Source organism: Aequorivita lipolytica, assembly GCF_007997135.1.
Lineage (GTDB): Bacteria > Bacteroidota > Bacteroidia > Flavobacteriales > Flavobacteriaceae > Aequorivita > Aequorivita lipolytica.
In genome coordinates, this window is the sequence record NZ_VORU01000010.1 from 50259 (window position 1) to 65747 (window position 15489).

At 38.1% G+C, this 15489-nt stretch carries 14 protein-coding genes; 13 read left to right on the forward strand and 1 reads right to left on the reverse strand.

Annotated features, from left to right (window positions below; genetic code table 11):
- Nucleotides 1-75: 75 nt before the first annotated feature.
- Both ESV24_RS15360 and ESV24_RS11545 read left to right on the forward strand, forming a co-directional pair.
- On the forward strand, nt 76-249 hold the full coding sequence (locus tag ESV24_RS15360; RefSeq protein ID WP_160110626.1) for a hypothetical protein: 174 nt from the start codon (nt 76-78) through the stop codon (nt 247-249).
- Between the two features lie 52 nt (nt 250-301).
- Complete coding sequence (locus ESV24_RS11545; RefSeq protein WP_111816669.1) at nt 302-826, forward strand: hypothetical protein; 525 nt, start codon at nt 302-304, stop codon at nt 824-826.
- Nucleotides 827-987: 161 nt separating this feature from the next.
- On the opposite strand, the gene ESV24_RS11550 is transcribed toward ESV24_RS11545, so the two are convergent.
- Entirely contained in the window at nt 988-1560 is a 573-nt protein-coding gene (locus tag ESV24_RS11550) for a hypothetical protein (RefSeq protein ID WP_111816668.1), read from the reverse strand.
- A gap of 509 nt (nt 1561-2069) precedes the next feature.
- Between ESV24_RS11550 and ESV24_RS11555 the strand changes: the two genes are divergently transcribed.
- The 11 genes from ESV24_RS11555 to ESV24_RS11605 all read left to right on the forward strand — a co-directional run bounded on the left by ESV24_RS11555 (nt 2070) and on the right by ESV24_RS11605 (nt 15480).
- Nucleotides 2070-3851, forward strand: coding sequence for an AMP-dependent synthetase/ligase (locus ESV24_RS11555; protein WP_111816667.1), 1782 nt, complete (start codon nt 2070-2072; stop codon nt 3849-3851).
- 6 nt (nt 3852-3857) lie between these two features.
- Nucleotides 3858-4184, forward strand: a complete 327-nt coding sequence (locus ESV24_RS11560; RefSeq protein ID WP_111816666.1) for a DMT family transporter — start codon at nt 3858-3860, stop codon at nt 4182-4184.
- 77 nt (nt 4185-4261) lie between these two features.
- Nucleotides 4262-4789: a DUF488 domain-containing protein gene (locus ESV24_RS11565; RefSeq protein ID WP_111816665.1), complete on the forward strand. Its 528-nt coding sequence runs from the start codon at nt 4262-4264 to the stop codon at nt 4787-4789.
- Nucleotides 4790-4862: 73 nt separating this feature from the next.
- Nucleotides 4863-5303: a MarR family winged helix-turn-helix transcriptional regulator gene (locus ESV24_RS11570; protein ID WP_111816664.1), complete on the forward strand. Its 441-nt coding sequence runs from the start codon at nt 4863-4865 to the stop codon at nt 5301-5303.
- Between the two features lie 99 nt (nt 5304-5402).
- Nucleotides 5403-7811 carry a 3-hydroxyacyl-CoA dehydrogenase/enoyl-CoA hydratase family protein gene (locus ESV24_RS11575; protein ID WP_111816663.1) on the forward strand — a complete coding sequence of 803 codons (2409 nt, stop codon included), beginning with the start codon at nt 5403-5405 and terminating at the stop codon, nt 7809-7811.
- A gap of 76 nt (nt 7812-7887) precedes the next feature.
- Nucleotides 7888-9078: an acetyl-CoA C-acyltransferase gene (locus ESV24_RS11580; RefSeq protein WP_111816662.1), complete on the forward strand. Its 1191-nt coding sequence runs from the start codon at nt 7888-7890 to the stop codon at nt 9076-9078.
- A 50-nt stretch (nt 9079-9128) separates the two neighbouring features.
- Nucleotides 9129-9479 carry a four helix bundle protein gene (locus ESV24_RS11585; protein WP_111816661.1) on the forward strand — a complete coding sequence of 117 codons (351 nt, stop codon included), beginning with the start codon at nt 9129-9131 and terminating at the stop codon, nt 9477-9479.
- A gap of 41 nt (nt 9480-9520) precedes the next feature.
- Entirely contained in the window at nt 9521-11332 is a 1812-nt protein-coding gene (locus tag ESV24_RS11590; protein ID WP_111816660.1) for an acyl-CoA dehydrogenase family protein, read from the forward strand.
- 240 nt (nt 11333-11572) lie between these two features.
- Nucleotides 11573-12439 (forward strand): hypothetical protein, encoded by an 867-nt coding sequence (locus ESV24_RS11595; protein WP_111816659.1) that lies wholly within the window; start codon nt 11573-11575, stop codon nt 12437-12439.
- Between the two features lie 75 nt (nt 12440-12514).
- On the forward strand, nt 12515-13846 hold the full coding sequence (locus ESV24_RS11600) for a M28 family peptidase (protein ID WP_111816658.1): 1332 nt from the start codon (nt 12515-12517) through the stop codon (nt 13844-13846).
- An 11-nt stretch (nt 13847-13857) separates the two neighbouring features.
- Complete coding sequence (locus tag ESV24_RS11605; protein ID WP_111816657.1) at nt 13858-15480, forward strand: M1 family metallopeptidase; 1623 nt, start codon at nt 13858-13860, stop codon at nt 15478-15480.
- Nucleotides 15481-15489: the final 9 nt, after the last annotated feature.

A 15489-nucleotide genomic window follows, 5' to 3' on the forward strand; every position in this document is an offset into this window, starting at 1 on the left:
ATACAAATAATAAAAATACTTTGCAGTTGTTCTTATATAGCCAATGATTCGCTATAATTTAAAAAAATACTCCTTATGGGGTATTTTTTTTGCCATAGTTTCCATATCATTATTCATAATCTTAAAAAATTGGAGTATTTTGGTACTTATCTTGAAAAAGCAGGCATTCAGGAAGCAATGGTTTTAGATCCCACAAATTTGCCAATAGTCACAGATACTGCAACTATTTATTATTTCGATATAAAATAAATTTACTTGTAAGTACTATTTTGAGCAAGATAATGAATTATATCCCTTTGAAATGAAACTCTCCAAAGAAGAAAAGAAATTCTGGCAACGCCATTTTCGTATAGATACCTTAGAGAACATTCCAACTGAAATGGTGGGTTTAACCAGTATAGATACTACGGACGATGATGAATATTTATTCTACCTAACCCAGCGAGTAAAAGTTATCCCTGAAATTTATTTAAAAGGCACTTTGGTAACAGATGAAGGCGTTGCCCACCTCAGCAAGATTCAGGAATTAAAAGAACTTACCTTACGCGATCATAAAAAAGTGACCAAAGCCAGCATCCCCTACTTCAACCAAATGAAAAATTTGGAACGTTTAAACATCACCTTAACGAAAATCACGTTGTCTGATCTTTGTGAAAGTTTAAACAACCAAAGTCTAAAAGAAGTCTTCTTATCTTCGGAAGAGAATGAAAAAAACATCGAAGAAAAAGCCTTTATCATTAAAGAACGCCTGCTCAATTGCAATATCTATCTGGATTGTTGCTATACTACAGATTCATTTGGTAATATAGAAAAACCAATATTTTAAAATAAATTATTCCTCAGTTTATTTACAAATCGCATTTGTATAATTTAAGTTTTTTCTTTGGACTAAATATTAATTCAATGCAAAATCGCTAGTACCACAAAAAAAAGGCTTCAAATTATATTAAATTGAAGCCTTCTCTCTAATTATTGATTATTTAATTTTTATCTTTTGTAGATAACTGTGGCGTCTTTTACATTTGCCGGCAAATTGTCCATTGAAGTTACATACATATTTCTGTTATTGTAAATTCTGTTTGGTTTTTTTCCAACAATAATATATTTTACGTCAAGGTCTGGTGCATTGAGACTTACTTGATCCTGAACGCGCATTTTTTTATCACCAAGATCAGTTTCTAATTCTTCCAAGGTTGCAATTACATAAAGGCGCTTGTTAGTTGCTCTAATTTCCTTGATTTCAATATCGTGTTCTACACCCTCAACTTCAGCGTCTACCACCAGCTCTTGTTCATATTTGTCTTCATTGGGCATATCTATATCAATAGTAGGGACTTCCACTTCTTCTTCTTCCATCACTACAATAACTTTAGGCACTTCAACTGTCCTAGTGGCGGTGCTCACATCTACGTCGGCCCAATCCACGTCAAATTCTGGAAGATTACCCGATTCCACGTCAACATCCACTTCCGGTAATTCAGTTTTGCCTTTTTTGTCAATATTACAGCTTGTTGCCGTAATTAATGCTAAGGCTAAAATTGGTACAATAAAACTTTTCATGTTTTTTAGTTTTGTTCACTTATGATAAAAATCGAATTCCATTATCATAAAATGATGGTTAATATAAAATTTTGATTATTGTTTGAATGTTTCTCCAAACTCATTGAACTATTGAGCTTAAGAGACAATTCTTGTTAAAATAAAGTTTTAATCTAAGCCCATTTTTTTAAATTAGTAGTTAACAAAATCTTATTTAGCTGTTTCTTAACTTTTAGAATTGAATTTTTCACTTCGGAAAAGGACGAAACAAATGTTCAAAAAAGAGCCTTTGTACTAAAGAAACCCAAGACTAATTGTAACATCTATCCGGACTCTTGTTATATATTGGGTATACGGAAATATAAATATTTTAAACAAGTTGCTTGTTCAAATTAATTAGCCGGAAGCAATGTGAAGAAGTTTAAAAAGATTCTTTATTTTTATAGGAATGGTAAATTTTTTCATTCCTTTTTTGTTTCAAAGACAAACTTAAAAAAAAATGCTATTTTCACTGCCTTAACAATACTATTATGACAGATCCAAAAAGACTCTTCGACTTTCCGTATTATCAACTGGAGAAATATCCTCAAAATAAAGCACTTGTAACAAAATATAATGGTGAGTGGCAAGCCACTTCTACCCAAGAATATATTGACAAAGCCAATGCTTTAAGTCGCGCACTTTTAAAAATGGGCGTTAAACCCAACGATAAAATTGCAGTAATATCAATGACAAACCGCACAGAGTGGAACATTTGCGATATTGGGATAATGCAAACTGGCGCACAAGGGGTGCCTATTTACCCAACAATTTCTGAAGATGAATATGAATACGTTTTAAACCACAGTGAATCCATCTATTGTTTTGTTTCCTGCAAAGAAGTTTATGATAAAGTACAGCAAATCCGTAACAATGTTCCTTCACTGAAAGAAATTTACACTTTTGATGAAATAGTTGATGCCAAAAACTGGCAAGAAGTTTTGGAAGAAGGGAAAGAAATAAGTAATCAAGAAGATGTTGAAAAACGAAAAGAAGCCATTACAGAAGATGATTTGGCTACACTTATATATACCTCAGGCACCACTGGGAAACCTAAGGGAGTTATGCTCTCGCATAAAAACATTTCTTCCAATGCCAAATATAGTGCAGAACGACTTCCTATCGATCTCGGAAAATCAAAAGCATTGAGTTTCTTACCAGTTTGCCATATTTACGAACGCATGTTGCAGTATATGTATCAATATTGTGGTGTTGAAATACACTTTGCTGAGTCGCTTGAAACCATAAGTGAAAACTTAAAAGAAGTGAAACCAGAGGTAATGAGCGCCGTTCCACGTTTGCTTGAAAAGGTTTATGATAAAATTTACGCAAAAGGTGCCGAGCTTACTGGAATAAAAAAGAATCTATTTTTTTGGGCTATTGACCTAGGTTTAAAATATGAGCCTTATGGCCAAAACGGTTGGTGGTATGAAACAAAATTAAAACTTGCCCGAAAATTAATTTTCAGCAAGTGGCAAGAAGCTCTTGGCGGAAATTTAAAGGCAATCGCCTCCGGAAGTGCAGCTCTACAACCAAGATTGGCTCGTGTTTTTAATGCTGCAGCAATTCCGGTTATGGAAGGCTACGGACTTACAGAAACTTCTCCCGTAGTTTCTGTGAATGATATGCGTAACCACGGCTTCAAAATTGGTACCGTTGGAAAAGCCTTAAAAGAAACAGATATAAAAATAGCCGAAGATGGCGAAATACTTATAAAAGGGCCGCAGGTAATGATGGGCTATTTCAAAAACCAAGAACAGACCGACGAGGTTTTGAAGAATGGTTACTTCCATACAGGAGATATTGGTGAGATTGACAGCGAAGGCTTCCTAAAAATCACCGATCGTAAAAAAGAGATGTTCAAAACTAGCGGTGGTAAGTACGTAGCGCCCCAACTTTTGGAAAACGCAATGAAGCAATCGCGCTTTATAGACCAGATTATGGTTGTGGGTGAAGGCGAAAAAATGCCAGCTGCGCTTATCCAGCCCGACTTTGATTTTATAAAAGAATGGGGGAACAAAAAAGGAAGAAATATTCCTTCAGACCCCGCGGAATTGGTGAAAAATAAAGATGTAATTAAACGTATCCAGAAAGAAGTAGATTTTTATAACGAACGTTTCGGCCAATGGGAAAAAGTGAAAAAATTTGAGTTGACCCCAGAGCTTTGGAGTATTGAAGGCGGTCACCTTACTCCAACCATGAAAATGAAACGGAAAGTGATTAAAGAAAAGTACATGGATTTGTACAATAGGATTTATGAGCACACTTCATAAATAATCATGAACTGGATCCTACTAATAATAGCTGGACTCTTTGAAGTAGGTTTCGCCACCTGTTTAGGAAAAGTAAAAGAAACCGCAGGACTGGAATCTAAGCTTTGGTTCGGTGGTTTTTTAATATGTCTTTTTATAAGTATGTTTCTGCTAATAAAAGCTTCGAAAACGCTTCCCATCGGGACGGCTTACGCGGTATGGACAGGTATTGGCGCCGTTGGTACCGTTCTTGTCGGAATCTTTTATTTTAATGAACCGGCCACATTTTGGCGTGTCTTTTTTCTTTCTACTTTAATAATTTCTTTGGTAGGCTTAAAATTTGTTACCAATTAAAGTTCCGTTAAACCACCTATAATCCTTCTTTGAGCCTTGTTGATTTCTTACCTTTAAAGGTAATTTATCATTTAAAAATGAATACTCTTTGGACCATCGGACACTCTACCCGTTCGTTAGACGAATTTTTAAAATTATTGGATTCCTTCCATATAAAAATACTCGTAGATGTGCGCCATTATCCGGGTTCTCGAAAATTTCCGCAGTACAATAAAGACAGTTTAAAAATTTCACTTCCCGAAAACGGGATTGAATATATACATCTTGTCGATTTGGGCGGACGCAGAAAACCGGAACCAAATTCCAAAAACGATGCCTGGCGCCTCGATTCCTTTAAAGGATATGCAGATTATATGGAAACTGAGCAATTTCAGCAATCCCTTAAAATTCTGAAGGAAATTGCTAAGGAGAAACGAACTGCGATTATGTGTGCAGAAGCCGTTTGGTGGAGCTGCCACCGTTCGCTTATTTCAGATATTCTAAAAGTGGATGGTTGGAAGGTGATGCATATAATGGGTGAAAATACATCAACGGAACACCCTTATACCGCTCCGGCAAATGTGGTCGATGGAAATTTAAATTATTCAAAAGTGAGAGACACATAAATTATTGTCAATTTACTATGCGTGCATAATAAATTTTTGTATATTTGATATTCTACTTTTTCAAATTGCTTTAATGAAAGAAAAAACAATAGATTATATGTTGCGATCCACTTGGATGAACGTAACAAAAATGTACAATGAAGAAGCCGGAAAAAAAGGAAGTACAATGGCCACAGGCTTTGCGCTTATAAGTATTGATCCTGAAGAAGGAACACCTTCAACTGCGCTGGGACCCAAAATGGGAATGGAAGCCACAAGCCTCTCGCGCACCTTGAAATCTATGGAACAAAAAGGTTTAATAGAGCGCAAACGTAATCCCGAAGACGGTCGTGGTGTGTTGATATATTTAACACCTTTTGGAAAGGAAATGCGCGAGTTCTCAAAAGGCGTAGTGTTGGGATTTGACGAAGCAGTTCAAAAAAATGTTTCCGAGGAGGAATTGCACACATTTAGAAAAGTGGCAAACACGATCAATGAGTTGATTAATTCAAAAAAAATATACGAGTCAAATTAGGAAATAGGGATTAGGAATTAGTAAGAAAATTGAAAATCATAACTCTGAACTCATAACCCATAACTCATAACTCATAACTCATAACTCATAACTAAAAAAATGTCAAAAAGAAGAATTAACAAAGTAGCGGTAATCGGTTCCGGAATTATGGGAAGCGGTATTGCCTGCCATTTCGCTAACATCGGCGTGGAAGTGCTTTTGCTGGACATCGTTCCTCGCGAGCTCACCGATGACGAAAAGAAGAAAGGGCTTACACTTGAGGACAAAGTAGTTCGCAATAGAATTGTAAACACAGATTTGCAGAAAGCCATAAAAAGCAACCCTGCCCCGCTCTATCACAAAGATTTTGCAAAACGAATTTCCACAGGGAACTTGGAAGACGATATTTCAAAAGTGAAAACTGCGGATTGGATTATTGAAGTAGTTGTAGAGCGTTTGGACATTAAAAAACAGGTTTTCGAAAACCTTGATAAACACAGAAAACCGGGAACGCTTATTACTTCAAACACTTCCGGTATTCCTATCAAGTTTATGAGCGAAGGCCGCAGCGAAGATTTTCAAAAACATTTCTGCGGTACGCACTTTTTCAACCCGCCTCGTTATTTAAAACTTTTTGAAATCATTCCCGGGCCAAAAACTTCAACTGAAGTGCTGGATTTCTTGAATGGTTACGGTGAAAAATTCCTCGGAAAAACTTCCGTGGTTGCAAAAGATACACCTGCTTTTATAGGAAATAGAATCGGGATTTTCGGCATTCAAAGCCTTTTCCACCAAGTGAAGGATATGGGTCTTACTGTTGAAGAGGTTGACAAACTTACTGGCCCAGTAATCGGTCGTCCAAAATCCGCAACCTTCAGAACCGTTGATGTTGTTGGTCTTGACACTTTGGTGCACGTTTCCAAAGGAATTTATGACAATGTTCCCGATGATGAGGAACACGGTATTTTCCAAATCCCAGGATTCATCGATACTATGATGGAAAAAAAATGGTTGGGAAGCAAAAGTGGCCAAGGGTTTTACAAAAAAGTGAAGAATGATGACGGCAGCAGTGAAATCCTTACCCTCGACCTTGATTCTTTGGAATACAGAAAAAGCAAAAAAGCCTCTTTTGACTCGTTGGAAAACACAAAATCTGTCGATAAAGTTACCGACCGTTTTCCAATTCTTATTAAGGGAGAAGATAAAGCAGGCGAATTCTACCGAAAAAATTTCGGAGCAATGTTCGCTTACGTTTCAAAAAGAATTCCTGAAATAACAGATGAACTTTACAAGATTGATGACGCAATGAAAGCTGGTTTCGGCTGGGATAACGGACCCTTTGAAATTTGGGACGCGGTTGGAGTTAAAAAAGGAATTGAGTTAATAAAAGATTTAGGAAAAGAACCTGCCGCTTGGGTAAACGAAATGCTTGAAGCTGGTGTTGATTCTTTCTACACTATAAAAGACGGAAACACCTATTATTACGATATTCCGCAGAAAAAACACGTAAAAGTTCCCGGACAGGATTCGTTTATTATTCTGGACAACATCCGCAAAACTTCAGAAGTTTTCAGAAATAACGGGGTTGTGGTTGAAGATTTAGGCGATGGAATTTTGAATGTAGAATTTATTAGTAAAATGAACTCTGTTGGCGGAGATGTTTTGGCTGGAATCAACAAAGCTATTGATATGGCCGAAAAAGATTACGACGGATTGGTAATTGCCAACAACGGTAAAAACTTTTCAGTAGGCGCCAATATCGGAATGATTTTTATGATGGCCGTGGAGCAGGAATACGAAGAATTGAATGCCGCAGTTAAATATTTCCAAGATACTAGTATGCGTATACGCTACTCCTCCATTCCCGTAGTGGTTGCACCGCATGGAATGACTTTGGGCGGCGGTTGTGAGTTTACTCTTCACGCAGACAGAGTAGTTGCTGCAGCTGAAAGTTATATCGGTTTGGTAGAATTCGGAGTTGGGGTTATTCCTGGCGGAGGCGGTTCCAAAGAAATGACACTTAGAGCAAGCGACACTTTCAAAAAAGACGACGTTGAGCTCAACAGATTGCAGGATTATTTCCTCACCATTGGAATGGCAAAGGTTTCAACCTCGGCCTATGAAGCTTACGATACCGGAATTCTTCAAAAAGGAAAGGATATTGTAATCGTAAACCAAAATAGACAGATTGCCGCAGCTAAAGAAGTAGCACGCTTTATGGCAGATCAGGGTTATACAAAACCAATTCAGAGAACAGATATAAAAGTGCTTGGGAAGCAAGCATTGGGAATGTTCCTTGTGGGAACTGACCAAATGTACGCCGGAAATTACATCAGCGAGCACGACAAAAAAATCGCAAATAAACTAGCCTACGTAATGGCTGGTGGAGATTTGAGCGAAGCAAGCTACGTGAGCGAGCAATATTTGCTCGACCTTGAAAGAGAAGCATTTTTGAGTTTGACAGGAGAAAGAAAGACTTTGGAAAGACTTCAGCATATGATTCAGAAGGGGAAACCGCTAAGAAATTAGATTGTTAGATAATTAGACTCTTAGATTTTTAGAAATCGAATTATCTAAAAATCCAATAATCCAAAATACTAGAAAAATGAAAACAGCATACATAGTAAAAGCATACAGAACCGCGGTGGGAAAAGCCCCTCGTGGAGTTTTTCGTTTCAAAAGACCTGATGAGTTGGCTGCGGAAACCATTAAATATATAATGAACGAATTGCCACAACTCGACAAGAAACGAATTGACGACGTAATAGTTGGTAACGCAATGCCCGAAGCCGAACAAGGCTTAAATATGGGCCGATTGATTTCGCTGATGGGACTGGAAATAGTTGATATTCCTGGGATGACTGTAAACAGATACTGCGCTTCCGGGCTTGAAACCATTGCCATCGCCACAGCAAAAATCCAAAATGGAATGGCAGATTGCATCATCGCCGGAGGTGCTGAAAGCATGAGCTACATTCCAATGGGCGGTTATAAACCTGTTCCAGATTATAAATTAGCGAAAGAAGGCCACGAAGATTATTATTGGAATATGGGGCTAACGGCAGAAGCGGTAGCTAAAAAATATAACGTTTCCCGCGAGGATCAAGACGAGTTTGCTTACACAAGCCAGATGCGCGCTTTAAAAGCACAAGACGAAAATCGTTTTCAGGATCAAATTGTTCCCATTGAAGTTGAACATATTTTTGTAAATGATGCTGGAAAAAAAGTTACCGAAAAATATACAGTCAATAAGGATGAAGGCCCAAGAAAAGGAACAACTATAGAAGCACTTTCCAAACTTCGTCCCGTTTTTGCAGAAGGTGGAAGCGTAACCGCAGGAAACTCTTCACAAATGAGTGATGGGGCAGCTTTCGCTGTAATTATGAGTGAAGAAATGGTGAAAGAATTAAATCTTGAACCTATCGCGAGATTAGTAAGTTTTGCTGCAGTTGGGGTAGATCCGAAAATTATGGGTATTGGCCCATTGTATGCAATCCCAAAAGCATTGAAGCAAGCTGGATTGAAGCAGGAACAAATGGAACTTATAGAATTGAATGAGGCTTTTGCGTCACAATCCTTAGCTGTAATCCGCGGACTTGGTTTAGATAAGGAAATTGTGAACGTAAACGGAGGCGCAATCGCGATGGGTCACCCATTGGGTTGTACAGGCACCAAACTTTCAGTCCAATTATTTGATGAAATGCGCAAACGAAACCTGCAAGGAAAGTACGGAATGGTAACGATGTGTGTTGGTACTGGACAAGGTGCTGCTGGGGTTTATGAATTTTTGAAGTAGAAGAAAGAGCCAAGATTCAAGAGCCAAGATTGAAGACTAAAGAAGAGTGTATGCATAATTTTAAAAAGCTGAAAATATGGATGGAGAGTATGAGCCTGGTTTCAAATACCTATAAAATTACTCGAGCTTTTCCAGATTTTGAAAAATTTGGATTGGTTTCACAGATGAATAGGTGTGCTGTTTCAATTCCTTCAAATATAGCAGAGGGCTCAAGTAAAAGTTCTAATAAACATTTCAAACAATATTTGGAAATAGCTTTGGGATCGTCTTTCGAATTAGAAACACAATTAATTATTGCATTTAATGAATTGTATATTTCGGAAGAAAAATTTAAATATTTAGAAGAAAAAATAAAACAAATTCAAAAAATGATTTCAGGATTCCAATCTAGACTTACTTAAAAGTCTTGACTCTTGGCTCTTGATTCTAAAAATCTATAAATATGAATATAACAAACAATGTTGATAAAGAACTCCTTCGTGGCGGCCAATTCTTGGTAAAAGAAACAAAAGCAGAAGACGTTTTCACTCCAGAAGATTTTTCTGAAGAGCAAAAAATGATGCGCGATTCCGTAAAGGAATTTGTAGATCGTGAAATCTGGCCACTTAAGGAACGCTTTGAGCACAAAGATTACGCGCTTACCGAAGAAATTATGCGGAAAGCTGGTGAACTTGGCTTGCTGGGTGTTTCAGTTCCCGAGGAATATGGAGGACTCGGAATGGGCTTTGTAACTACAATGCTGGTTTGCGATTACATTTCAGGTGCAACAGGCTCTGTAGCTACAGCTTTTGGCGCACATACCGGGATTGGAACTTTACCAATCACGCTTTATGGTACAGAGGAGCTAAAGAAAAAGTATGTTCCAAAACTTGCCACTGGGGAATGGTTTGGAGCCTATGCTCTAACTGAACCTGGCGCTGGTAGTGATGCTAACAGTGGAAAAACTAAAGCGGTACTTTCTGAAGACGGTAAATACTACGCAATTAGCGGACAAAAAATGTGGATATCAAACGCAGGTTTCTGCAACACATTTATAGTTTTCGCAAGAATTGAAGACGATAAATACATTACAGGATTTATTGTTGAAAATGACCCCGAAAACGGCATTTCAATGGGCGAGGAAGAGAAGAAATTAGGTATCCACTCCTCCTCTACCCGTCAGATATTCTTTAACGAAACCAAAGTTCCAGTTGAAAATATGTTGGGCGAGCGTGGCGAAGGTTTTAAAATTGCAATGAACGCTTTAAACGTTGGAAGAATAAAACTTGCAGCGGCCAGTCTTGACGCACAACGTAGAATAATTTCAAACGCCGTTCAATATGCAAATGACCGCATCCAATTTGAAGTTCCAATCTCTTCATTTGGCGCCATAAAATTGAAAATTGCTGAAATGGCCACCAATGCTTATGTAGGAGAAAGTGCAAGTTATCGCGGAGCGAAAGATATTGAAGATAGAATTGCACTTAGGTTAGAAGCTGGAAACAGCCATCCAGAAGCCGAACTGAAAGGTGTTGAAGAATATGCTATTGAGTGCTCTATCTTAAAAGTAGCTGTTTCTGAAGACGTTCAAAACTGTGCTGACGAAGGAATCCAGATTTATGGCGGAATGGGCTATAGTGCCGACACGCCGATGGAATCTGCTTGGCGTGATGCTCGAATCGCCCGAATTTACGAAGGTACGAACGAAATAAACCGAATGTTGGCCGTTGGAATGTTGGTGAAGAAAGCAATGAAAGGACACGTAGATCTATTGAATCCAGCGCAAGCTGTTGCTTCAGAATTGATGGGAATCCCTTCTTTTGAAACACCAGATTATTCCGAATTGCTTTCCGAAGAAAAAGCAATGATTGGTAAACTGAAAAAAGTATTTTTAATGGTTGCAGGAAGCGCAGTTCAAAAGTACGGTACCGAACTGGAAGAACACCAGCAAACGTTATTAGCAGCAGCAGATATCTTAATTGAAATCTATATGGCTGAAAGCGGAATTTTACGTACCGAAAAGAACGTAAAACGTTTCGGTGAAGACACTCAAAAAGAACAAATTGCAATGTCTCAACTTTACCTTTATCACGCTGTTGATATTATTACCGTCAAAGCAAAAGAAGCCATTCTTTCGTTCTCTGAGGGTGACGAACAACGCGCAATGTTGATGGGTCTTAAACGTTTCACAAAATATCAAAATATGCCGAATATTGGTGAATTGAGAAAAACAATCGCGCATAAAGTTATTGCTGAAAATAATTATCCTTTTTAGTACGCTACTAGGTTCCAAATCCTTTTAGTTTTGCCACGAATACACGAATGATTAATAAAATCAATTGTGTATTCGTGGTTTTTTTTACACTAAGGTTTCCAAAAAAATAAAAATTACATTCGTGTATTCGTGGCCTTTTATCCGCTTAGGTTTTCCAAAAAAATAAAAATTACATTAGTGTATTCGTGGCTACCATTTTTATGGCGCAGAGTTTGCTATTTTTGAAGAAAATTGAATTAAATGAAAAAGCTCCTCTTCCTAATTACCATCCTCGCAACCCAGCTAACTTTCGCACAAAACAACACAGAAGTTTATGTTTTTGATATTGCCCCTGCTTATGAAGGATTAGAGCTATTGAATATTCAAAACGCTTCAAACAATGAAGGTTACAACAATCAACCATCTTTTTTTTCAAATGATGTATTATTATTTGCAGGAAATAACGAAGGTCAAAGCGATATTGCAGAATACAATTTTAATACAAAAACTAAAAAATGGTTCAATAATAAAACCGAAGGCGGCGAATATTCTCCACAAAAATTCCCTTCAAATAATGATGTGACTGCGGTTAGGCTGGATAAAGACGGTTTGCAGCGTTTTTATCTGTACAATTCAGAAACGGGCAATTCATTAGAACTAATAGATAAGCTACAAGTAGCCTATTTTGCTTTTTACAACGACCAGAAAATACTTGCAACTGTTTTGGATGGCGAAGTGATGGACTTGGTTTTAATTGATCTCCCGACAAAGGTTTCCGATACAATTTTCAGAAATGTAGGAAGATCACTTCAGAAGGTCCCCAAGACCAATTCCATGAGCTATTCACTGGTGAACGAAGAAGGAAATCTAGATCTCTACCTTCTCGATATGAATTCCTATGAAAGTTATTTTGTAACCGAATTACCCATCGGGATTCAAGATTACGTCTGGCTCAATGATACACAAATCCTAATTGGCAGCGGAAATAGGCTCTATATGTACGACACCTTGGGAGATTCGGAATGGACAAGAGTCGCTTCCTTAGAAGATTACGGTCTCAAAAACATTAGTAGAATGGCAATCAGCCCCAACGGAAAGAAAATAGCCGTAGTGGCAGAGTCTATGTAACTCAGCATTTACAAATTTTAAAAGTTTCTAGACGTTGTACCTTCTTTTGAGTATTTTTAGGGAAACTTTTTTAATATGAAGACCTTTTCCCTTTTAGCTGCATTATTATTATTTTCTTTTTGTTTTTCCCAAACCGATCAAAAAATCTACGATATTATTAATTCCGTTTCTTCAGAACGGATTGAGGCAGATATAACCAAGCTGGCAAATTTCGGCACTCGCAACACTTTCAGTGACACGATAAGCAATACTCGCGGTATTGGCGCTGCTCGTAGATGGATTAAAAGTGAATTTGAAACCATTTCGAAGGGCTGTAGCAACTGCCTAAATGTTTTTACCCAAAAAGATTTGGTGAAGGCCGAAGGAAATGATCGCGTTCCCCAAGATACTTGGATCGTGAATGTTGCCGCAGTTCAAAAAGGAACAAAATACCCAAACCGTTACGTAATCATGAGCGGCGATATCGATTCGCGAAATAGTGACGGAAGCGATTTCACAAAAGATGCACCCGGCGCCAACGATAATGCCAGCGGAATGGCGGGAGCCATTGAAGCAGCACGCGTTCTTTCAAAATATAAATTTGAAAACAGTATTATTTATTTAGGATTGAGCGGAGAAGAACAAGGATTGTTCGGCGGAAAAGGTTTTGCGGAATACGCAAAAAAGAACGGATGGGAAATCATTGGCGTTTTTAATAATGATATGATTGGCAACATAAAAGGTGTTGACGGCGTAATCAGCAATCGTGATTTCAGAATTTTCAGCGAACCCGTTCCCCCGACAGAAACAGAGCGCGAACGTGAAATGCGACGCTTTTACGGCGGAGAAGTTGATGGTGTTTCGCGTCAGTTAGCCCGATATGTCTATAAAACTACACAAACTTATATGCCAGAAATGAATCCAATGATGGTTTATAGATTGGACCGTTTTGGTCGCGGCGGGCATCACCGTCCCTTCAATGATTTAGGTTGGGCTGGAATTAGAATTATGGAAGCTCACGAAAATTACAACCAACAGCACCAAGATATTCGTACGGAAAACGGCATTGAATACGGCGATAAACTGGAATTCGTAAATTTTGACTACGCTGCTAAGCTTACTGCGGTAAATGCCATAAATTTAGCAAGTATCGCTTGGGCACCACCCGAACCCAAAAATGTTGCTATTGGCGGTATTGTGGAAGCCTCTGCAAAACTGAAGTGGGACAAAGTTGAAGGTGCAATGGGCTATAAAATCTATTGGCGTAATACTACTTCGCCAACTTGGGACCATAGCCGCTATGTAGGTGATGTTTCAGAATTTACGTTGGATGGAATTGTGATTGACAATTCATTTTTTGGAGTAGCTTCGGTAGGGAAAAATGGGTTTGAGAGTTTGGTTGTTTTTCCGAATTCCGTATTTAGATAAAACAATAAGCTATGAAAGAAAAAATCTGTATCGTCATTTTATTGCTTTTTACTATTTCTGCAATTTCCCAAGAATTCACCCGTCCGGATACGCTTCGCGGCAGTATAACTCCGGAAAGAGCTTGGTGGGACGTTACCTATTACGATTTAAAAGTAGCGGTAAACCCTTCAGAAAAAACCATTGAAGGCAGCAATACCATCACCTATAAAGTTTTGGCTCCGAATGATGTAATGCAAATAGACCTGCAAGCCCCGATGAAGATTGATAAAATTATTCAAGATGGAAAGGAAATTACATTCACTTCAGAAGGAGACGCCCATTTTTTAAAACTTCAGAAAAAACTAAAAAAGGGAAGTGAAGCGAAAATAACGATCTTCTTTTCTGGAAAACCAATTGAAGCAAAGCGTCCGCCGTGGGATGGCGGATTTACTTGGAGCAAGGACAGCAACGGAAAAGATTTTATAGCAACTTCCAATCAAGGCATTGGCTCCAGCGTTTGGTGGCCGCTAAAAGACCATCCTTCCGAAGAACCAGATAATGGCGCTACGATTTCAGTAACCACACCAAAAGATTTGATGGACGTGAGCAACGGCAGGCTAAAAAAAGTAATAGAAACCGACACTAAAACTTGGGTTTGGGAAGTGGTAAACCCCATAAATGCCTATGGCATAAACATTAACATTGGTGATTACGTGCACTGGAGCGAAAAATATAAAGGCGAAAAAGGAATACTCGATATGGATTATTACGTGCTCCGTGAAAATGAAGTGAAGGCAAAAGAACAATTCAAACAAGCTCCAATGATGATGAAAGCTTTTGAGCATTGGTTTGGCCCCTACCCTTTTTACGAAGACGGCTACAAGCTGGTGGAAGCGCCCTATTTGGGAATGGAGCACCAAAGCAGTGTGACTTACGGCAACAAATTTGAAAACGGATATTTGAGCCGCGATCTTTCCGGAACAGGTTGGGGATTGAAATTTGATTTTATACTCATTCACGAAAGCGGCCACGAATGGTTTGCGAACAACATCACCAATAAAGACGTGGCTGATATGTGGATTCACGAAGGATTTACAAATTATTCTGAAAATCTTTATTTGGATTATTACTTCGGAAAAAAAGCTTCTTCGGAATATGTAATAGGAATACGGAAGAATATTTTGAACGATCGTCCCATTATTGGGCAATACAATGTTAACAATCCGGGGAGCAGTGACAAGTATTACAAAGGCGCAAATATTCTGCACAACATTCGGCAACTTATTGAAGATGATGACAAATGGCGGCAGATTCTTCGTGGTTTGAACAAAGATTTTTATCACCAAATTGTTACCAGTAAGCAGGTAGAAGATTACATTTGTCAAAAAAGCGGAATTGATCTTACTGAATTTTTTGACCAGTATCTTCGAACCACAATGGTTCCCAAAGTGGAATATTCTTTTGACGGAAAAGACCTGAAATTTCGATATGTAGATATTATTGAAAACTTCAATATGCCCGTAATTGCAATAATAAATGGCAAAGAAGAATGGATCTCCCCAACTTCAGAATGGAAAACACAAACGTTTTCTTCTTCTATTGAAACTTTTCAGATTAAAAAAGATTTCTATGTGAATAAAGAGCAAGTTGAATAAAATAAATAC

What these genes read in the sequence shown, in the direction of transcription:
- ESV24_RS15360 (WP_160110626.1), top strand. Translation starts at nt 76, where the DNA reads ATGGGGTATTTTTTTTGCCATAGTTTCCATATCATTATTCATAATCTT.
- ESV24_RS11545 (WP_111816669.1), top strand. Translation starts at nt 302, where the DNA reads ATGAAACTCTCCAAAGAAGAAAAGAAATTCTGGCAACGCCATTTTCGT.
- ESV24_RS11550 (WP_111816668.1), bottom strand. Translation starts at nt 1,560, where the DNA reads ATGAAAAGTTTTATTGTACCAATTTTAGCCTTAGCATTAATTACGGCA.
- ESV24_RS11555 (WP_111816667.1), top strand. Translation starts at nt 2,070, where the DNA reads ATGACAGATCCAAAAAGACTCTTCGACTTTCCGTATTATCAACTGGAG.
- ESV24_RS11560 (WP_111816666.1), top strand. Translation starts at nt 3,858, where the DNA reads ATGAACTGGATCCTACTAATAATAGCTGGACTCTTTGAAGTAGGTTTC.
- ESV24_RS11565 (WP_111816665.1), top strand. Translation starts at nt 4,262, where the DNA reads ATGAATACTCTTTGGACCATCGGACACTCTACCCGTTCGTTAGACGAA.
- ESV24_RS11570 (WP_111816664.1), top strand. Translation starts at nt 4,863, where the DNA reads ATGAAAGAAAAAACAATAGATTATATGTTGCGATCCACTTGGATGAAC.
- ESV24_RS11575 (WP_111816663.1), top strand. Translation starts at nt 5,403, where the DNA reads ATGTCAAAAAGAAGAATTAACAAAGTAGCGGTAATCGGTTCCGGAATT.
- ESV24_RS11580 (WP_111816662.1), top strand. Translation starts at nt 7,888, where the DNA reads ATGAAAACAGCATACATAGTAAAAGCATACAGAACCGCGGTGGGAAAA.
- ESV24_RS11585 (WP_111816661.1), top strand. Translation starts at nt 9,129, where the DNA reads ATGCATAATTTTAAAAAGCTGAAAATATGGATGGAGAGTATGAGCCTG.
- ESV24_RS11590 (WP_111816660.1), top strand. Translation starts at nt 9,521, where the DNA reads ATGAATATAACAAACAATGTTGATAAAGAACTCCTTCGTGGCGGCCAA.
- ESV24_RS11595 (WP_111816659.1), top strand. Translation starts at nt 11,573, where the DNA reads ATGAAAAAGCTCCTCTTCCTAATTACCATCCTCGCAACCCAGCTAACT.
- ESV24_RS11600 (WP_111816658.1), top strand. Translation starts at nt 12,515, where the DNA reads ATGAAGACCTTTTCCCTTTTAGCTGCATTATTATTATTTTCTTTTTGT.
- ESV24_RS11605 (WP_111816657.1), top strand. Translation starts at nt 13,858, where the DNA reads ATGAAAGAAAAAATCTGTATCGTCATTTTATTGCTTTTTACTATTTCT.